The following is a 19,405-nucleotide window of genomic DNA, read 5'->3' on the forward strand; positions in this document are numbered from 1 at the left end:
AGCCGTAAACAGGGTGGCTTAAAATCGCCCGCAACCTCATCACCATGGCGCCACGATGCAAAAGCCGCTGTCCGATCTGTATGCCGCCCTGTGCGCCCGCGCGCAGGAGCCCGCCCCCGAAGGCGCGCGCGCTTTATATATAGCGGGGCGACGCTGCGGCTGGGCCACGCACGCGGCCTGCGACGCGCTGCGCGACGCGCCCGAAACACAGTCCGACGGCACGGCGTTGCGCATCGGCGAGGGCCTGGCGCCGGGCAATGCGCTGGACGCGGCGCTGGAACAGGCCGCGGAACTGTTGCGCCAAGCCAACTGCCTGCGCGGCTGGCGCGACGAACTGCTGGACGTATTGGATGGCGACGAGACGCTCGGCGTGATCGAACGCGCCGCCGTGCGGCCGTTGGGCCTGTTGACCAAGGCCGTGCACCTGAACGCCTGGACGCCCGACGGCAAGCTGTGGGTCGCGCGGCGTTCTCTCAGCAAATCCACCGATCCCGGTATGTGGGACACGCTGGTCGGCGGACTGGCCGGCAGGGGCGAAGACCTGGAACTGGCGCTGGTGCGCGAATGCGGCGAAGAGGCCGGCCTGGACGAACCCGATCTCGTGCGCCGCACGCCGCTGCGCACGATCTTGCGCATCCATCGCCGGCTGCCCGAGGGCTATCAGGTCGAAGACGTGCTGACCAGCACGTGCATCCTGGCGCCGGACGCCCGTCCCGCCAACCGCGACGGCGAGGTCATGGAAATCGCCACCATCGACGTCGCCACGGCCCTGCACCATGTCGCCGAGGGCGAGTTCACGCTGGAAGCGGCATTGGTGCTGGTCGAGGACATCATGCGGCGCCAGGCCGCGGGCGAGATCACGCTCTGATCGGGCGCCCGCCCGGGGCTAAGCTGGGCTGGGCGGGGCCTTGTAGAGCGTAGAACCTAGAACATGGGATTGGGCGGGGCGCGCCGAGCGGGGTGCGCCTAGCGGGGCGCAGGTTCTGGCGTTCCCAGCACGCCCCCCGCCGCGGCGCCATCGGCACCCGATGATTCACCGCGCAGTTCGCGGGCCGCTTGCAGATCTTCGGCCTCGTCCGGACTGCCCGCGCCAGCCGCTTCCGCGGCCTCGGCCGCCTGTGCCGAGCTGGGAGGCGGCACGGGCGCCGGCGCGGCGGCCGCGGCCGCAGACTGCTGCGAAAACTGCTTCCACACTTCAATCGCGCGCAAGCGCTGCTTGGCCACGACCTGAATGCGTTCACGCAGGTTCTCGTCGCGGTCGAGCAGGGCGTGGAAGTCGCGCGACGACAGCATCAGCAGCTTGCTGTAGCCCAGCGAGGTCACGTCCGGCGTAAGCTGCACTTCGCCCAAAAGACCCAGTTCACCGAAGAATTCGCCGCTGCCCAGTTCGATCATGGTGTTGTCGGGCAGATGGACCGCCACGGCGCCCGACGCCACGAAGCACATTTCCTCGCCGTGCCGCCCCTTCGTCAGGACCCGCTGATCGGGCAATGCCAGGCGGGGCTTGAGCAGCTTGCTGATGGCGCGCAGCGAATCGGGCGACAGGCCCTCGAACAGCGGCACGCGCTTGATGAGTTCGGCCGCGCTCATTTCGATGTCCAGCGGCGGGTGCTTGTCGATGTGCGCCCAGCGGCTTTTCAATTGCTCGGTCAAGTCCGCATAGACTTCGCCGCTGATCAGAAATTGCTCAAGCATGTCGCGATAGCGGATGCGTTCGAGCTCGCGGGCCACGCGGCCCAGATAACTTTCCTGCAGCCATTGGGCGTACGACGGATATTGCAGGTTCAGCGCCTGCAAGGCGTTTTCGATCAGATCCAGACGACGCTGGTGCAGCGACACGATGCGCTGCGTGGCCTCTTCGCCAAGCAGCGGCGTAATCTGCTCGCGCGCAAAGGCGATCAGGCGCTGCGCGACCGAGCGCTTGCTCATCAGGTTGGCAAAGCGCTGGCCAAGCTCGCGCGCCAGCCAGCCCTGAAAGCCGAACAGGTAATGCAGCCGCAATGCCAGCCGGAAACCCGTCGAATAGCGGACATCGGCGGCAATGGCGCGCTCGAAGCCTTCAACGCCGCCCAGCCGGATCGCGTCTTCCAGCCGTTCGGCCCGCGCCAGCAGGGTTTCGGCCATGCGCCAGTCCACGATCTGCGCCTTCAGGATGTCGAAGAACATTTCCTCTTCGCGCTGGGCAACCATGGCCAGTCCCACGGACACGCGCTGCTCGTCGGTCATCTGGCTGACCCGGCCGTCGTGCACGCTGGCCAGGCTGGCGTCGAACACCGCGCGGATACGGTCGCGGACTTCGTTGCCGATGTGCTCGGCCTTGGCCACTTCCTCGGTCTTGCCCTGCAGATCTTCCAGCGCCACGGCCAGCACCTGATTGCGGATGGTGCGCTCGACCGGCGACAGCTGATTCAGCCCCAACATGCGAATCAGCGGCCGCAGGCTGATGCCGTTGACGAACAGGGTCATCAGCACAAAGCCCGTGGTGGCCACGGCGATGAATTGACGCGCCTCTTCGGGCACGCCCATCTGCTCGGTCACGGCCAGCGCCAGCGCCAGCGACACGGCGCCGCGCAATCCGCCCCACAGCATCACCACCTTGTAGGGATTGCTGACCTTGGTGCCCAGCCGGGTCAGGCCAAGCAGTGGCAGCAGCCCGAACACCACGATTGCCCGCGCGACCAGCGTCACCACGAACACCACACCCACCAGCACCAGTTCCTGCCAATCGGCCGCCGCCATCAGCTTCGGGATCAGCATGGCCGCGAACAGGAAGATGAGGGAATTGGCCCAGAAACCAAACTGCTCCCAGGCGCTGGCCAGGTGTTCGAAGGTGGTCGGCGACATGCGCGTGCGGCCGGTGGACCCGACGACCAGGCCCGCGATCACGGTGGCGACCACGCCCGACACGTTCAGGTAATGCTCGGAGATGAAGAAGGACAGATAGGCCAGCGTCAGCGTCAGGGTGATCTCGGCCGTGGGAAAGCCGCGCAGCCAGGCGAACAGAAAGCAGGCCAGGCGCCCCATCGCAAACCCGGCCACGCCGCCGCCGATGAAGTGCACGATGAAGTCGTTGAAGATGCCGCTGACGGACAATTCGCCCTTGCCGCTAAGTACGGCCAGCAGCACCGAGTACAACGCGATCGACGCCGCATCGTTGAAGAGGCTTTCGCCCTCGACCAGCGTCGTCAGGCGCTTGGGCGCGCCCACCTCGCGGAAGATCCCGACCACTGCCACCGGATCCGTCGTCGCCACGATGGCGCCCAGCAGCAGGCAAACGACTAGCCCATAGGGTGAGATGGCGTCCAGCGTCACACCCACCACGACCGTGCAGACAACCACGGCCACAATGGCCATCATCAGGATCGGCCCGATGTCGTCCATCAGCCGCCGCACGTTCATCGACAGCGCCGTCTCAAACAACAGCACCGGCAGAAACACCATCAGGAAGGTCTCTGACGAGATCTCGAAGCGCTCCAGCGAATCGAGAAAGTCGCCGATCCAGGCGGGCGCCCACCCGTGCACGTGAATGACGATCCCGAGCAGACAGCCGACGATGGCGAGCAGCACCGAATAGGGCAGCTTGACGCGGCCGGCCAGGGGCGGCATGAAGCAGACCAGCGTGAGCAGGCCCGCAAGACCAAATACGAGAAAACCAACATCCATGGGTAGCGCCGCGTCCCGATCTTAGTGCTTGTGGAAAGTTTCACAAGAATAGCGGCTTTTTTCCGGCGCTCGCGGCCGGGGCGTGACGGGAATCGGGGAGAATGCACGTTTCGTTACCCCAATGGACGCTTGCGAAACGTGCCGCGCCATGTTTTTTGGGTAATGTGGCATCACGCGAACTTTTGCAGGAGCGGCACGTGGCACGCATCCACACCTTGACCCGGCGCCACGACGCGCCCGCGATGCTCGTCCAGTTGACCGATAGCCATCTTTTCGGCGAGCCCGAAACGTCGATGCTGGGCGTCAATACCGACGCAAGCCTGCGCGCCGTGCTGCGCCAGATAGAGGCCGACGGCAAGCACCCGGACCTGCTGCTCGCCACGGGCGACCTGTCGCAGGACGGCGAGGCCGCGGGCTACCGGCGTTTCGCGCGCATCCTGTCCGAATCGGCCGCGCTGGAACGCGCGACCATCCGCTGCCTGCCCGGCAATCACGATCAACCGTCCGTCCTGCGCCAGGAACTCTCCGACTGGTCCATGCCCGTGACCGACGTGGGCGCATGGCGCATCGTTGCGCTGGACACCACGGTGCCCGGCTCGAACGCGGGCCATCTATGCAACAGCGAACTGGACATGCTGGAAGCGGCGCTGGCGCAGGCGCCCGATCGCCACACGCTGGTGGCGATGCACCATAACCCGATGCAGATCGACAGCCACTGGCATGACTCGATGATGATCGACAACCCTCAGGCGCTCTTCAAGCTGCTGGCGCGATTTGCCCAGGTGCGCGTGCTGCTCTGGGGCCATGTGCACCACGAGTTCGACCGCCGCCGGCACAACCTGCGCATGCTGGCCACGCCTTCGACGTGCTTTCAATTCAGCATCCGAGACGGCAAGCACATCGTCGACAACATGGCGCCGGGCTACCGGTGGATCAAGCTTTACCAGGACGGGTCGATGGCGACTGGCGTGCGCCGCGTCCAGGACGCGCTATGGCACACGGCGCTGGCGGCGCCGGACAGCGCACGGGCCGCATGATTTCTTGCAGCGCTTGCGTTCCGAGCGCGCATAAAAAACGGGGCACCGATATGCTAGGTGCCCCGCAAGCATCCGTCTCATAGGGGAGGGGAAAGAGGAGAAGCCGAGACGGATGACAAGACTGCTAACCGAAGTTCGCGGTCTACATGAAGTTAGGCGGCGCCTTCCCCATTAAGTTTCTGCGAACCCAGAAAATTTAACCCCGAATTTGTATCAATTTATTGGCCACCCACCGCGCGCGGCCAAAGAAAAAGGCCGCAACTTGCGGCCTTTAACTTGGGTGCAGCGACGGGCGCGGCGACGGGGTCTGGCAACCTCACGCGGCGAGGTTGCCGCGCATCTTCTTCAGCGCCGCCGCTTCGATCTGGCGGATGCGTTCGGCCGACACGCCGAACTCTTGCGCAAGCTCGTGCAGCGTGGCGCCGCCGTCGTCCTGCAGCCAGCGGGCTTCGACGATGCGGCGCGAGCGCGGATCCAGCGCATCGAGCGCGCCGGTCAGCCCGGCGCTTTGCAGCTGATCGCGCGCGGCGCGCTCCAGCACGCGCGTGGGCTCCTGGCGGCCTTCGTCGGACAGGTAGGCGATCGGCGCGTAGCTGTCGTCGTCGTCGTCCTGGTTTTCCAGCGACATGTCGCGGCCGGACATCCGGACTTCCATTTCGCTCACGTCTTCGTGGCGAACGTTCAGCTCGCGAGCAATGTGGTCGACCTGTTCCGGATCCAGGGTCTGGCCGTCGGGACGCATGCTGCGCAGGTTGAAGAACAGCTTGCGCTGCGCCTTGGTCGTGGCCACCTTGACCAACCGCCAGTTGCGGATGATGTATTCGTGGATTTCGGCCTTGATCCAGTGAACGGCGAAGGACACCAGGCGCACGCCGCGCTCGGGGTCAAAACGCTTGACGGCCTTCATCAGGCCGACGTTGCCTTCCTGGATGAGGTCGGCGTGGGGCAGGCCATAACCCAGGTATTGACGGGCCACGGACACCACAAGGCGCAGGTGCGACAGAATCAGCTCGCGAGCGGCGCCCAGATCTTCCTGGTCACGCAGGCGGCGGCCGAGTTCCGTTTCGCGATCCGCGGACAGCACCGGCAGGCGGTTGACCGCGGAGATATAGGCGTCGATCGTGCCGAGAGCGCCCGGATTGGCAATGGCCAACGCCAGAGCGTTGCCGGAAGCGGTCAACGAGGTACTGGGTTGTTTCATAGCGGGGGTCTCCGGATGGCGAAGAGATAACGACATGAATTCGATGTTAGCACTCAAGTAATAGGAGTGCTAATTCGACTGTTGCGACGCGTCAAAGTTTCATTCTGATGGCGCGTCCCCATTTATTCGGGCCGCCCAGTGTAATGGCTTTACCAGCCCAGGCGCTTCAGCCCTTCGGCGGTGGCCTGACCGTCCGGACGGATGAAGAGCGCGCCGCGCGGATCCATGAAGACCTGGTAGCGGGCCCCGTCAAACAGCGGCATGTACGCGCCGCTGCCAAATTGGACATCGACAAAGGGGAACCAGTTCGGAAAACTTTTCTTCAGGGACCCGAGGTCGGGTGCCGGCCAATCGTCCAGCGAATGCACGGAACGCGTGGCGGTGGCCTCGCGGGCGGCATCGCTGTAGCGTCCGGACAGGCGCTCAAGCCGGTACAGCGGCGGCACGCCGGCCATCAGCGCGGGCAGTCTCCAGCGGACGACCCGGGCGTCGATCTGCCACTGGTCGCCATATAGAACATATTGCTTTGAACCGATGGCGGGCGCGCTGGCATTGACCTGGAACTGGCCCTCGGCCTGTTGGCGGACCTCGATGCTGGCCACCGGCTCGTCGGTGGTCAGGCGCACGAACTGCACCAGCGACAGGGCCAGCAGACCGGTCACGCATCCCAGGCACACCAGCAGCAGGCCGCACGTGCGGCGCACCGGCCGGAACTGGAACATGCGGCGACCGCGTTCGTCTCGCGGCCCGCCGCGGCCCAGCAACATGACCAAGCCCGGCAAGAGGACGATGACGGCGCCCAGCAGGATCCAGGCGAAGGGAGCGATTCCGTTGATCAAATCAGACGTTCCTATTCAAGCCGCCGCAGGCTGCAGCGCGGCGGGCGCAGGAAGCCGCCACCCGCCGCGGCAGGTCCGCCAGTATAGAAGCGGGCGTCAGGCGCCCGGTTTTCCAAGCCGCTCGACGTGAAACCGGATGTGATCCTCGATGAACGTCGAGATGAAGTAGTAGCCGTGGTCGTAGCCGGGCTGGCGGCGCAGGGTCAGCGGCTGCCCTGCGGCCGCGCATGCCGCCTCGAACACGTCGGGATACAACTGCTCAGCCAGGAATTGGTCCGCGTCGCCTTGGTCGATGAGGATGCCGCCGGGGAAAGGCTGCTGCAGGCCGCGCATCAGCACGGAGGCGTCATAGGCCGCCCAGTCCGCCTCGTTGGCGCCCAGATAGGCGCCGAACGCCTTCTTGCCCCACGGGCACTGACTGGGCGCGGCGATCGGCGCGAATGCCGAGACCGAACGGAACTTGCCGGGGTTGCGCAGCGCCAGCACCAGCGCGCCGTGACCGCCCATGGAATGGCCGAAGATGCCGGCGCGCGACGCGTCACCCGGCAATTCGCCGCCGGTGACGATGCCGTGCAGCTCCTGGGTGACATAGCTGTACATGCGGTAGTGGTCGCGCCATGCGGGCGTGGTGGCATCCACATAAAAGCCGGCGCCGGTGCCCAGGTCCCAGCTTTCGTCTTCGCCGGGCACGCCTGCGCCGCGCGGGCTGGTGTCGGGTGCAACCAGCATGACGCCCAATTCGGAGGCCAGCCGCTGCGCGCCCGCCTTGATCATGAAGGTCTCTTCGGTGCAGGTCAGGCCCGCCAGGTAAAACAGCACCGGCACCGGACCGTGCTCGGCCTGCGGCGGCACGTAGACGGAAAACCGCATGGGCAGCCCGATTTCCGTGGAGGCGTGGCGGTAATAGCGCTGCGTGCCGCCGAAGCACCGATGCTGCGAGATGAGTTCGAGGGACGCGGCCATGGCTTGCTCCGGGAAAAGAGGTTGGAGATCGGAAAAATCGTCGGCGTTAGGGGAATCCACGGTGCGACGTTCCGTCGCCGAATGTTAACCTGCCCCTCAATGAGCGCCCGCCACAAAAAAATACGATTCCGCGCTCAGATTGTGGTCACGGGACTTGACCAGCGCCCACCGTGGCACTATTTATATACCGTGAGTGAAGACAACCCGTTCTTCCTGATACGCAAGCCCTGACACTATGGCCCGACTGCCCCGTCTGTACGCCCCTGGGCTGCCCCAACTGGTGCAGGCCAACTTTATTCAGCCGTTGGCGGCGCCATCGCAACCTGCGCCCGCCGACATCCTGAATCAGCTCGCCACCTGGCTGGGCGAGTCGGCCCAGCGACACCGGGTGTCGGTGCACGGCTGGCTGCTGGCCAATGACCGCATCCTGCTCCTGGCCACGCCCGCCGACGAAGAAGGCCTGCCCCGCTTGATGCAGACGCTCGGCCGCAATCTGGCGGCGCGGCTGCGCGGCGGCCGGGTGTTCGCGGGCCGTTACCGATCTGCCTTGCTGGAACCCGGCGCGTGGGTGCTGCCTTCGCTGGTCTGGCTGGAGACGTATCCGGTTCGCAGCGGGGCCTCGCAGGATCCCGATTCGTGGCCGTGGTCGTCCGCGTCCAGCCATACCGGCAACACCAGCGCCGCCCCCGCGCAATGGCAATCCGATCACGCCGATTACTGGGCCTGCGGCAACACGCCGTTCGACCGTCAGGCCAACTATCGCAAGCGGCTTCAGGATGGCCTGTCGCGCGAGGAAACCCAGCGCATCGACCAAGCCGTTTCCGGTCAATGGGCGTTGGGCGGCGCGAGCTTCATCGCCAGCCTGGCCCACACCGCGAGCCGGCGCGTGGCGCCCGGCCAGCGCGGCCGGCCCCGCAAGAAGCCTGCGGCCGCAGCCGCGGACAACGAATCCAGCCCGCCAGCGCCGTCGACATCCACACCGCCGGCCACCAATTCCTGATCCTTCGACCCGCCTACATGGCGGGTTTTGTTTGCCTGGGCGTCCTGCGCTGGAACCTGGCGGCTTCCCCCGCGGCATGAGCGCCTACCGCAGCATCGCGTCCGCATGACTGCGCGTGGCGGGCGGGATCGGTGCAGTTTCGCCACACCTCACGTCGATCCGGACCAGGAAAATCTTCCTTTTAAACGGGGACACATAACTGCAAATTGGCCCGCTTCGCTGGTCTCTGTCGTTCCTCCTGCAGAGACCCCTCCGGCAAGCCCAATAATGGCGCGGCCGTTGTTGTGTCCCTATATTAATGCACTATGATGGAGCGCCTATTTAAATAGGGTCACACCCCGTTTGTTCTTATTGCACCCTATTCCTGTCGGGGGTATTGTCCGTCTCCTGCACTGCAACATTACGACGCAGGCCCACTGCGGAGCGCGCCATGCCCCAAATTACCCCGACCGAATCCTGTCCCACCTCCAAGGCGATCCCCATCGATGCCAGCCGCATCGGTCTGCCTTCGGCCCAGGGCCTGTACAACCCGAAGAACGAACATGACGCCTGCGGCGTCGGCTTCGTGGCCCATATCAAGGGCAAGAAAAGCCACGCGATCATCCAGCAGGGTCTGAAGATCCTGGAAAACCTGGATCACCGCGGCGCGGTCGGGGCCGACAAGCTCATGGGCGACGGCGCGGGCATCCTTATTCAGATCCCCGATACGCTGTACCGCGACGAGCTCAGCCAGCAAGGCATCATTCTGCCCCCGCCCGGCGAGTACGGTGTGGCGATGGTGTTCCTGCCCAAGGAAACGGCTTCGCGCCTGGCCTGCGAACAGGAACTGGAGCGCTCGGTCCGCGCCGAGGGCCAGGTCGTGCTGGGTTGGCGCGACGTGCCGGTGGACGTCGACATGCCCATGTCGCCCACCGTGCGTGACTGCGAACCCGTGATCCGCCAGCTCTTCATCGGCCGCGGCGCCGACGTGATGGTGCCCGACGCGCTGGAACGCAAGCTGTACGTGATCCGCAAGACCGCCAGCCACGCCATCCAGAACATGCACCTGGCGCACGGCAAGGAATACTTCGTGCCCTCGGCCTCGGTGCGCACCGTGGTCTACAAGGGCCTGCTGCTGGCCGATCAGGTTGGCCGCTACTACCGCGATCTGGCCGACACCCGCACGGTGTCCGCGCTGGCGCTGGTTCACCAGCGTTTCTCGACCAACACGTTCCCTGCCTGGCCCCTGGCCCACCCGTACCGCATGATTGCCCACAACGGCGAAATCAACACGGTCAAGGGCAACTTCAACTGGCTGCGCGCCCGCGAAGGCATGATGCAGTCGGCCGTGCTGGGCGACGACCTGAAGAAGCTTTACCCCATCGTCTACGAAGGCCAGTCGGACACCGCGACGTTCGACAACTGCCTGGAACTGCTGGTCAATTCGGGTTATTCGCTGGCCCACGCCATGATGATGATGATCCCGGAAGCCTGGGAACAGCACACGCAGATGGACGAAAGCCGCCGCGCTTTCTACGAATACCACGCCGCCATGATGGAGCCGTGGGACGGCCCCGCCGCGGTCGCGTTCACCGATGGCCGCCAGATCGGCGCCACGCTGGATCGCAACGGCCTGCGTCCCGCCCGCTATCTGGTCACCGATGACGACATGGTCATCCTGGCCTCGGAAGCCGGCACGCTGTCGATCCCCGAAAACCGCATCGTCAAGAAGTGGCGCCTGCAGCCGGGCAAGATGTTCCTGATCGACCTGGAACAGGGCCGCATCATCGACGACGCGGAAATCAAGCTGCAGCTGGCCAACAGCCGTCCGTACCGCCAGTGGATCGAACGCCTGCAGATCAAGCTGGAATCGCTGCCCGCGCCGCGCCAGGTGGCCGTGGCCACGCAATCGGCCGTGTCGCTGCTGGACCGCCAGCAGGCCTTTGGCTGGACCCAGGAAGACTACAAGTTCATCCTGGAACCCATGGCCTCGACCGGCGAGGAAGTCATCGGCTCGATGGGCAACGATGCCCCGCTGGCCGTGCTGTCGGACCGCGCCAAGCCGTTCTACAACTACTTCCGCCAGTTGTTTGCGCAAGTCACGAACCCGCCGATCGACCCCATCCGCGAACAGCTGGTGATGTCGCTGGTGTCCTTCATCGGTCCGAAGCCGAACCTGCTGGACATCAACAACGTCAATCCGCCGCTGCGCCTGGAAGTGTCGCAACCGGTGCTGGACTTTGCCGCGATGGCGCAGATTCGCGACATCGACCAGGTCACGGGCAAGAAATTCCGCAGCTTCGAACTGGACATCACCTACCCCGCCGCCTGGGGCCCCGAAGGCATCGAAGCCCGCGTGGCAGCCCTGTGCGCGCGCGCCGTCGATGCGGTGCGCAGCGGCTACAACATCCTGATCGTGTCGGACCGCCTGGTCGACAGCGAGCGCGTGGCCATCCCCGCGCTGCTGGCCACTTCGGCCGTGCACCAGCACCTGATCCGCGCCGGCCTGCGCACCAACACGGGTCTGGTCGTCGAGACCGGCTCGGCCCGCGAAGTGCACCACTTCGCGCTGCTGGGCGGCTACGGCGCCGAAGCCATTCACCCCTACCTGGCGCTCGAATCGCTGGGCAAGATGAATGACCCCGAAAAGGCCGTGAAGAACTACATCAAGGCGCTGGGCAAGGGCCTGAACAAGGTCATGTCCAAGATGGGCATTTCCACGTACATGTCCTACACCGGCGCGCAGATCTTCGAAGCCGTCGGCCTGCAAAGCGCCCTGGTGAACAAGTACTTCACGGGCACCGCCTCCAACATCGAAGGCATCGGCATCTTCCAGGTTGCCGAGGAAGCGCTGCGCCAGCACCGCGCCGCCTTCAGCGCCGACCCCGTGCTTGCCAACGACCTGGACGCCGGCGGCGAATACGCCTATCGCGTCCGCGGCGAAGAGCACATGTGGACGCCGGATTCGATCGCCAAGTTGCAGCACGCCTCGCGCGCCAACAACTACCGCACGTACAAGGAGTACGCGCAGATCATCAACGACCAGAGCCGCCGTCACATGACGCTGCGCGGCCTGTTCGAATTCCGCTTTGACCCGTCGCGCGCCATTCCGCTGGACGACGTCGAGCCGGCCAAGGAAATCGTCAAGCGCTTTGCCACCGGCGCCATGTCGCTGGGGTCGATTTCGACCGAAGCGCACTCGGTGCTGGCCGTGGCCATGAACCGCATCGGCGGCAAGTCCAACACCGGCGAAGGCGGCGAGGACGAACTGCGCTACCGCGCCGAAATGCGTGAAGGCAAGAGCACCATCAAGGACGGCGACACGCTGGCCTCGGTGCTGGGCACGGACCGCATCGAAGCCGACGTCGCACTGAAGAAGGGCGACTCGCTGCGTTCGAAGATCAAGCAGGTGGCCTCGGGCCGTTTCGGCGTGACCGCCGAGTACCTGTCGTCCGCCGATCAGATCCAGATCAAGATGGCGCAGGGCGCCAAGCCCGGCGAAGGCGGCCAGCTGCCTGGCCACAAGGTGTCGGAATACATCGCCAAGCTGCGTTATTCCGTGCCGGGCGTGGGCCTGATCTCGCCCCCGCCGCACCATGACATCTACTCGATCGAAGATCTGGCGCAGCTGATCCACGACCTGAAGAACGTCAATTCCAAGTCCTCGATCTCGGTCAAGCTGGTGTCCGAAGTCGGCGTGGGCACGGTGGCTGCGGGCGTGGCCAAGGCCAAGGCCGACCACGTCGTGATCGCCGGCCATGACGGCGGCACGGGCGCCTCGCCGGTGTCGTCCATCAAGCACGTGGGCACGCCCTGGGAACTGGGCCTGGCCGAAACGCAGCAGACGCTGGTGCTGAACCGCCTGCGCAGCCGTATCCGCGTGCAGGCCGACGGCCAGATGAAGACCGGCCGCGACGTCGTCATCGGCGCGCTGCTGGGCGCCGACGAATTCGGCTTCGCGACCGCGCCGCTGGTCGTCGAAGGCTGCATCATGATGCGCAAGTGCCACCTGAACACCTGCCCGGTGGGCGTTGCCACGCAGGATCCGGCGCTGCGCAAGAAATTCCAGGGCAAGCCCGAGCACGTCGTGAACTTCTTCTTCTTCATCGCCGAGGAAGTGCGCGAAATCATGGCCCAGCTGGGCATCCGCAAGTTCGACGACCTGATCGGCCGCGCCGATCTGCTGGACATGCGTTCGGGCGTGGAGCACTGGAAGGCGCAAGGGCTGGACTTCTCCCGCGTGTTCCACCAGACCCAGTCCGACGCCGAAGTGCACCAGACCGAAGAGCAGGATCACGGCCTGGCGGGCGCGCTGGATCACCTGCTGATCGAGCGCAGCAAGCCGGCGCTGGAGCGGGGCGAGAAGGTCTCGTTCATCGTGCCGGTGCGCAACCGCAACCGCACGATCGGCGCCATGCTGTCGGGCGCCGTGGCCTCGCGCTACGGCCATGAGGGCCTGCCCGACGACACCATCCACATCCAGTGCAACGGCACCGCCGGCCAGAGCTTCGGCGCGTTCCTGGCGCACGGCATCACGATGGACCTGGTGGGCGAAGGCAACGACTACGTGGGCAAGGGTTTGTCCGGCGGCCGCATCATCGTGCGCTCGCCCAACGACTTCCGCGGCTTCGGTCCCGACCACATCATCGCTGGCAATACCGTGCTGTACGGCGCGCTGGCCGGTGAAGCGTTCTTCAATGGCGTGGCGGGCGAACGCTTTGCCGTGCGCAACTCCGGCGCTGCCACCGTGGTGGAAGGCACCGGCGACCACGGCTGCGAATACATGACTGGCGGCACCGTCGTGGTGCTGGGTTCCACCGGCCGCAACTTCGCGGCGGGCATGTCCGGTGGCGTGGCGTACGTCTGGGATCCGGACCGCACCCTCAAGCACCGCGTGAACTTGTCGATGGTGGAACTGGAATCGGTCGTGCCGCACGCCGAGCAGCAGTCGCTGAACAACATCGACATCTGGCACAGCGCGCAGCGCGGCGGCGAACGCGAGACGGACGAGACCATCCTGCGCCGCCTGGTGGAAGACCACTTCCGCTACACCGGCAGCTACCGTGCTCGCGAGATCCTGGGCGACTGGGAAGCCTCGCGCGGCAAATTCGTGAAGATCATGCCGACGGACTACCGCCGCGCATTGGGTGAAATGTGGCGTGCAGCCAACCCGCAACAAATGGCTGCGTGAGGGATACCATGGGAAAGATCACTGGCTTTATGGAATACCAGCGCCTGCAGGAGGCCTCCGAGGCTCCGCAGAAGCGGCTGAAGAACTGGCGCGAATTCGTGCTGCACCTGACCGACGACCAGGCCAAGCAGCAGGCGGCGCGCTGCATGGACTGCGGCATCCCGTTCTGCAACAACGGCTGCCCGGTCAACAACATCATCCCGGACTGGAATGACCTGGTGTACAAGCAGGACTGGCGCCGCGCGCTGGACGTCCTGCACTCCACCAACAACTTCCCGGAGTTCACGGGCCGCATCTGCCCGGCGCCCTGCGAAGCCGCCTGTACCTTGAACATCAACAGCGACGCGGTGGGCATCAAGTCCATCGAGCACGCGATCATCGACAAGGGCTGGGCCGAAGGCTGGGTGGCCCCGCAAGTGCCGGCGCGCAAGACGGGCAAGAAGGTCGCCGTCGTGGGCTCGGGCCCTGCCGGCATGGCGTGCGCGCAGCAACTGGCGCGCGCGGGCCACTCGGTGACGCTGTTCGAAAAGAGCGACCGCATTGGCGGCCTGCTGCGCTACGGCATCCCCGACTTCAAGCTGGAAAAGCACCAGATCGACCGCCGCATCTCGCAGATGGAAGCCGAGGGCGTGGAATTCGCGCCGTCGACCTACGTCGGCAACCCGAAGGATCCGGTGGCCGATGGCCTGACCGTGCGCACGCCGCAATCGCTGATGGCCGAATTCGACGCCGTGGTGATGAGCGGCGGCTCCGAGACGCCGCGTGACCTGCCGGTGCCTGGCCGTGAGCTGGAAGGCGTGTACTTCGCCATGGATTTCCTGCGCCAGCAGAACAAGGCCGTGGCGGGCGACCGCCTCACCAACCAGACGCTGGCCAAGGGCAAGCATGTGGTGGTGATCGGCGGCGGCGACACCGGTTCCGACTGCGTCGGCACCAGCAATCGCCACGGCGCGGCGTCGGTCACGCAGTTCGAACTGATGCCCCAGCCGCCAGAGTCCGAGAACAAGGCCATGACGTGGCCGTACTGGCCGCTGAAGATGCGCACGTCGTCCTCGCACGAGGAAGGCTGCGAGCGCGACTGGTCGGTGACCACCAAGCTGCTCAAGGGCGCCAACGGCAAGGTCGAAAAACTGGTCGGCGCGCGCGTCGAATGGTTCAAGGACGACGCCACCGGCCAGATGAAGATGCGCGAGGTCGAAGGCTCGGAATTCGAGATCAAGGCCGACCTGGTGCTGCTGGCCATGGGCTTCGTGTCGCCGGTGCAGAACGTGCTGGACGCGTTCGGCGTGGATCGCGACGGCCGCGGCAATGTGCGCGCCAACACCGACGACTACCGCACCAGCGTCGAAAAGGTCTTCACCGCCGGCGACATGCGCCGCGGACAGTCGCTCGTCGTCTGGGCCATCCGCGAAGGCCGCCAATGCGCGCGTTCGGTCGACGCCTACCTCATGGGAAGCAGCGATCTGCCGCGTTGATCGCAACACGACCTATCAACGCCGCCGGACGCCTTGCGCGCCGGCGGCGTTTGTTTTGGGCGGCGAAATCACACATTCCTGTTGCGGCATAACCACTTTCTAAAAACGGTCTTTTCACGATTTGACACACGTCAAGTTGGGGGACGGGGCGGTCTGAGAACCTGTCGGCTCACCCCACACGGAAAGATCGGAGAAGAAAATGTTTTCGCTGAACGGGCGTATCCGCGCCACCGCCATTGCCGGTTTGATCGCTGCCGGCGCATTTGCCGCACCCGCCCATGCCCACGAAGCGGGCGATGTGCTGTTCCGCGTGGGCGTGACGCAAGTCCGCCCCTCGCAAAACAATGGCTCGGTGCTCGACGGCAGCGTCAAGCTGGATGTGAGCAACAACGTGCGCCCCAGCTTCACCCTGGCCTACATGGCCACCCGCAACATCGGCATCGAACTGCTGGGCGCCTGGCCCTTCCAGCATGACGTCAACGGCAGCAACCTGGGCAAGATCGGCTCCACCAAGCAGCTGCCCCCCACCCTCAGCCTGCAATGGCACATCCTGCCCGACAGCATGATCCAGCCGTACATCGGCGTGGGCATCAACTACACGCACTTCTTCGACACCAAGGGCGAAGGCGCGCTGAAGGGCTCGAACCTGAAGCTGGGCGATTCCTGGGGCGTGGCCGCGCAATTGGGCGCGGACATCAAGATCAACGACCGCTGGTTCATGAACGCGGACATCCGCTACATCGACATCAAGTCCAAGGTGACGCTGGACGGCGAACGCGTCGGCACCGCCCGGATCGATCCGTGGGTGGCCACGCTGGGCGTCGGTTACCGCTTCTGATCGCGGCCCCTGACGATGCGCGCGGCCTCGCGCGCATCGGTCAATCCTGCGGCGCCTGCAGCCGGCTCCGCAGGGCCTGCAACGCCGGCGTGTCGTCATCGGCACGCCAGACAAGCTGGGTCAGCGCCTGCCCGTGGGAACCAGACAGCGCCCCCACGCGCACCGACTGCTCCGCGCCCAGCACCGCCAGCACCGACCGCGGCACGATCGCCACGCCGGTCCCCGCGGCCACACACGCCACGATGGCGTGATACGACGCAAACTCCATCACCTTGTCCGGCGCAATGCCTTCCTGGTTCAACCACGACTCCAGGATCCGCCGGTACGAGCAGCCCGCCGCAAACGCGATGACGCTGCGGTTGACCAGATCTTTCGCGCTGCCGATAGGCGCCCAAGCCAGCGGTGAGATCAGCGCCAATTCTTCCTTGAACGCATCCATCGCCGCCAGGCCGTCCGCGGGAAAGGGCTGCGCCACGAACGCAGCCTCGATCTCGTAATTGCGCACCTTTGCGGCCAGCGCGCCCGACGTGCCGGTGACCAGTTCGATGCGCACCTTGGGCCAGGCCTCGTGATAGGCCGCCAGGATGGGCGGCAGGCGGGCGGCCGCCGTGCTTTCCATGGTGCCGATGCGCAGCACGCCTTGCAGGGCGCCTTCCCGCACGGCCGATTGCGCCTCGTCGGACAGGCGCAGCAGCCGGTCCGCATAAGACAGCAGCACCCGGCCCTGATCCGACAGCACCAGGCGGCGGTTCTGCCGCCGAAAAAGCGGCGTTCCCAGCGACGTCTCCAACTGCTTCAGGCGCGTCGAGACGTTGGACTGGACACGGTTCAGGTGCGCGGCGGCGCGCGCCACCCCTCCCTGGTCGGCAACCGTCTTGAAGATCTGCAACGCGTCGAGATCCAAGTTTCTCATTTTGGGAACTCACGTTCTTAATAATTCACTATTCAAGATATTAGTACAGTCGTAGAGTGAGGCCATGTCAACGCCTGCTTACCCTTCCCTCGACCCGTCGGCCAGCGCCACCCGTCTGGCGTGGCCCGCGGCCCTTGCGCTGGCGGCCGCCATGGGCATCGGACGCTTTGCCTTCACGCCGGTGTGGCCGTTGATGGCGCAGGAGTCTGGTCTGTCGCTCGCGCAGGGCGGCTGGATGGCGTCGGCCAATTACGCGGGCTACCTGCTGGGCGCGCTGGCGGCGATCGTCTGGCCCGTGCGCCGTCTGCGCGCCACGCTGGCGGCCAGCCTGGCCGCCGTGGCCGCCCTGACGCTTGCCATGCCGCTTGTGAACAACGTGGCCGGCTGGTCGGCGCTGCGGCTGGCCGCGGGCTATGCCAGCGCCAGCGCCTTCATCTGCGTGGTGGCGTGGCGGCCGGTTCCCGCCGGGGACGCGCGCGAGGCGTCGGTATCCGCGGTGACGTATGCCGGCGTGGGCGCGGGCATCGCGCTCACGGGGCTGGCGTGCCTGGCCCTGATGGGCTGGGGCGCGGGCGCCAACCTGACCTGGTCCGCGCTGGGCGCCCTGGCGCTGGCGCTGTCCGCGGCGGCGTGGGCTGGCCTCACCCGGCAATCGCCCCCGGTCCGCCAGACGGGCGCCGGCGCGCCACCGGCGCGGCTGCCGCAGGGCATTGCCGCGCTCTCGCTGCACTACGGCGTGTTCGGGGTGGGTTACATCATCCCCGCCACCTTCCTGCCCGCCATGGCCAAGGAGATCTTTCCCAATCCGGCGATCTTCGGGTGGGCGTGGCCGATTTTTGGGATGGCTGCAGCGCTGTCCTGCCTGCTGGTACCCCGGCTGGCGCGGGGCCGTGACGACCGGCAAGTGTGGCGTGGCGCGCAGGCGCTGATGGCGGCCGGCATGCTGGCTGTGGCGCTGTGGCATCACATTGCCGCCGTGATTCTGGCGGCGCTGCTGGTGGGCGGCACCTTCATGGTGATCACGCAGGCGGGCATGCTGACTGCGCGCCGCGTGTCCGGCGCGGCGGCGCCCCGGGCGGCGGCCATCATGACGGCGGCGTTCGCTGCCGGGCAGATCCTGGGTCCGCTGCTGGCCTCGTGGGCGGCGCGCTGGGGCGCCGGCTTGCCGCAGGTGTTGGCTGCCAGCGCGGCGCTGCTGGCGCTGTCGGCCTGGGGGCTGGGAAAAGTCACGACAGAGGGCAAGGGCGCTGGGCATAATGCCATCGGCCCCTCGGGCCAATCACACAGCAATTAAAAAGCAGGAAAAGAGGAGTCCCCAGCATGAAAGCACTACGCCCCCTGATTGCCGCCCTGGCCGCCACCGCCGCCTTTAGCGGCGCCGCCCAGGCCCAGACCGCCGAATGGCCCGCCAAGCCGGTGACCATGATCGTCCCGTATGCCCCCGGCGGGTTTGCCGACACGCGCGTGCGCCTCCTGGCGCGCAAGCTGGGCGAGTCGCTGGGCCAGCCTGTCGTGGTCGAGAACAAGGCAGGCGCCGGTGGCGTGGTCGGCACCAACCTCATCGCCAAGGCGGCGCCGGACGGCTACACGATCGGCACGGGCAACCTGGCCCCGATGGCGGTCAACCCGTCCCTGATGAAGGAAATGCCCTACAACCCGCAAAAGGACCTGGCGCCGATCATCCTGATCGAAAACAGCCCCCTGGTCCTGAGCGTGAACAACGAACTGCCGGTCAAAACGCTGGCCGATCTGATCGCGCTGGCCAAGAAGCAGCCGGGCAAGCTGACTTTCGGTTCTTCCGGCGTGGGTGGCGCGCACCACCTGTCGGGCGAGATGTTCCGCGAGCAGGCCAAGATCGACATCATCCACGTGCCCTACAAGGGCGGCAGCCTGGCCGCGACCGACCTGATGGGCGGCCACATCTCGATGATGTTCGAAATGGGCTACTCCGCGCTGCCCGCCATCCAGGGCAACAAGATCCACCCGATCGCCGTCACGTCCGCCAAGCGCCTGGCCGTGCTCCCCGACGTGCCCACCATGGCCGAATCGGGCCTGCCGGGCTTCGAGTCCTACAACTGGCAGGGCATCGTCGCGCCGGCCGGCACGCCCGCGCCGATCATCGCCAAGCTGAACGCCGAGTTCAACCGCATCCTGAAGGAACCGGATGTGCAAAAGGCCATCGCCGACACCGGCAGCCAGGCCGGCGGCGGCACGCCCGAGGAATTCGCCGCGTTCATCAAGAGCGAAAGCGAAAAGTGGGCGCACGTCATCAAGGCTGGAAACATCCAGCTTCAATAACCTCCCAG

General features: G+C 65.9%; 13 protein-coding genes. 8 read left to right on the top strand and 5 right to left on the bottom strand.

The annotated features are described in order from the left end of the window. Positions 1 to 55: 55 nt before the first annotated feature. The gene (locus ASD87_RS09430; protein ID WP_056320330.1) at positions 56 to 868 is read left to right on the top strand and encodes an NUDIX hydrolase family protein; all 813 of its coding nucleotides are present in this window, start codon (positions 56 to 58) and stop codon (positions 866 to 868) included. Positions 869 to 966: 98 nt separating this feature from the next. On the opposite strand, the gene ASD87_RS09435 is transcribed toward ASD87_RS09430, so the two are convergent. Next, entirely contained in the window at positions 967 to 3,663 is a 2,697-nt protein-coding gene (locus tag ASD87_RS09435) for a cation:proton antiporter (protein ID WP_056320333.1), read from the bottom strand. A gap of 197 nt (positions 3,664 to 3,860) precedes the next feature. Between ASD87_RS09435 and cpdA the strand changes: the two genes are divergently transcribed. Continuing rightward, positions 3,861 to 4,700 carry a 3',5'-cyclic-AMP phosphodiesterase gene (gene cpdA / locus ASD87_RS09440; protein ID WP_056320337.1) on the top strand — a complete coding sequence of 280 codons (840 nt, stop codon included), beginning with the start codon at positions 3,861 to 3,863 and terminating at the stop codon, positions 4,698 to 4,700. Between the two features lie 316 nt (positions 4,701 to 5,016). Here the strand turns inward: cpdA and rpoH are convergent, their stop codons facing one another. From rpoH to fghA, 3 genes are all read right to left on the bottom strand, one after another. After that, positions 5,017 to 5,901, bottom strand: coding sequence for an RNA polymerase sigma factor RpoH (gene rpoH, locus ASD87_RS09445; protein ID WP_056320338.1), 885 nt, complete (start codon positions 5,899 to 5,901; stop codon positions 5,017 to 5,019). Positions 5,902 to 6,050: 149 nt separating this feature from the next. Then, positions 6,051 to 6,740, bottom strand: a complete 690-nt coding sequence (locus tag ASD87_RS09450) for a hypothetical protein (RefSeq protein WP_056320341.1) — start codon at positions 6,738 to 6,740, stop codon at positions 6,051 to 6,053. A gap of 96 nt (positions 6,741 to 6,836) precedes the next feature. Further along, the gene (gene fghA, locus ASD87_RS09455) at positions 6,837 to 7,703 is read right to left on the bottom strand and encodes an S-formylglutathione hydrolase (RefSeq protein WP_056320343.1); all 867 of its coding nucleotides are present in this window, start codon (positions 7,701 to 7,703) and stop codon (positions 6,837 to 6,839) included. Positions 7,704 to 7,938: 235 nt separating this feature from the next. Between fghA and ASD87_RS09460 the strand changes: the two genes are divergently transcribed. The 4 genes from ASD87_RS09460 to ASD87_RS09475 all read left to right on the top strand — a co-directional run bounded on the left by ASD87_RS09460 (position 7,939) and on the right by ASD87_RS09475 (position 16,186). Next, positions 7,939 to 8,703, top strand: coding sequence for a hypothetical protein (locus ASD87_RS09460; RefSeq protein WP_056320346.1), 765 nt, complete (start codon positions 7,939 to 7,941; stop codon positions 8,701 to 8,703). A 430-nt stretch (positions 8,704 to 9,133) separates the two neighbouring features. After that, positions 9,134 to 13,873, top strand: a complete 4,740-nt coding sequence (locus ASD87_RS09465; RefSeq protein ID WP_056320349.1) for a glutamate synthase-related protein — start codon at positions 9,134 to 9,136, stop codon at positions 13,871 to 13,873. Positions 13,874 to 13,881: 8 nt separating this feature from the next. After that, the gene (locus tag ASD87_RS09470) at positions 13,882 to 15,348 is read left to right on the top strand and encodes a glutamate synthase subunit beta (protein WP_056320351.1); all 1,467 of its coding nucleotides are present in this window, start codon (positions 13,882 to 13,884) and stop codon (positions 15,346 to 15,348) included. A 199-nt stretch (positions 15,349 to 15,547) separates the two neighbouring features. Further along, on the top strand, positions 15,548 to 16,186 hold the full coding sequence (locus ASD87_RS09475) for an OmpW family protein (protein WP_056320354.1): 639 nt from the start codon (positions 15,548 to 15,550) through the stop codon (positions 16,184 to 16,186). Positions 16,187 to 16,226: 40 nt separating this feature from the next. Here ASD87_RS09475 and ASD87_RS09480 read toward each other — a convergent pair whose 3' ends face one another. Beyond that, positions 16,227 to 17,099, bottom strand: coding sequence for a LysR family transcriptional regulator (locus ASD87_RS09480; RefSeq protein ID WP_056320355.1), 873 nt, complete (start codon positions 17,097 to 17,099; stop codon positions 16,227 to 16,229). A gap of 64 nt (positions 17,100 to 17,163) precedes the next feature. On the opposite strand from ASD87_RS09480, the gene ASD87_RS09485 reads away from it, so the two are divergent. Then, on the top strand, positions 17,164 to 18,393 hold the full coding sequence (locus ASD87_RS09485; protein WP_056320359.1) for a YbfB/YjiJ family MFS transporter: 1,230 nt from the start codon (positions 17,164 to 17,166) through the stop codon (positions 18,391 to 18,393). Positions 18,394 to 18,419: 26 nt separating this feature from the next. Further along, positions 18,420 to 19,397: a tripartite tricarboxylate transporter substrate binding protein gene (locus ASD87_RS09490; protein WP_056320361.1), complete on the top strand. Its 978-nt coding sequence runs from the start codon at positions 18,420 to 18,422 to the stop codon at positions 19,395 to 19,397. Positions 19,398 to 19,405: the final 8 nt, after the last annotated feature.

This window comes from Achromobacter sp. Root170, assembly GCF_001428165.1.
GTDB classification, from domain to species: domain Bacteria; phylum Pseudomonadota; class Gammaproteobacteria; order Burkholderiales; family Burkholderiaceae_B; genus Achromobacter; species Achromobacter mucicolens.

Excerpts from the sequence above, each read along its gene's own strand:
- ASD87_RS09430 (WP_056320330.1), top strand. The coding sequence starts at position 56 with ATGCAAAAGCCGCTGTCCGATCTGTATGCCGCCCTGTGCGCCCGCGCG.
- ASD87_RS09435 (WP_056320333.1), bottom strand. The coding sequence starts at position 3,663 with ATGGATGTTGGTTTTCTCGTATTTGGTCTTGCGGGCCTGCTCACGCTG.
- rpoH (WP_056320338.1), bottom strand. The coding sequence starts at position 5,901 with ATGAAACAACCCAGTACCTCGTTGACCGCTTCCGGCAACGCTCTGGCG.
- fghA (WP_056320343.1), bottom strand. The coding sequence starts at position 7,703 with ATGGCCGCGTCCCTCGAACTCATCTCGCAGCATCGGTGCTTCGGCGGC.
- ASD87_RS09460 (WP_056320346.1), top strand. The coding sequence starts at position 7,939 with ATGGCCCGACTGCCCCGTCTGTACGCCCCTGGGCTGCCCCAACTGGTG.
- ASD87_RS09465 (WP_056320349.1), top strand. The coding sequence starts at position 9,134 with ATGCCCCAAATTACCCCGACCGAATCCTGTCCCACCTCCAAGGCGATC.
- ASD87_RS09470 (WP_056320351.1), top strand. The coding sequence starts at position 13,882 with ATGGGAAAGATCACTGGCTTTATGGAATACCAGCGCCTGCAGGAGGCC.
- ASD87_RS09475 (WP_056320354.1), top strand. The coding sequence starts at position 15,548 with ATGTTTTCGCTGAACGGGCGTATCCGCGCCACCGCCATTGCCGGTTTG.
- ASD87_RS09480 (WP_056320355.1), bottom strand. The coding sequence starts at position 17,099 with ATGAGAAACTTGGATCTCGACGCGTTGCAGATCTTCAAGACGGTTGCC.
- ASD87_RS09485 (WP_056320359.1), top strand. The coding sequence starts at position 17,164 with ATGTCAACGCCTGCTTACCCTTCCCTCGACCCGTCGGCCAGCGCCACC.
- ASD87_RS09490 (WP_056320361.1), top strand. The coding sequence starts at position 18,420 with ATGAAAGCACTACGCCCCCTGATTGCCGCCCTGGCCGCCACCGCCGCC.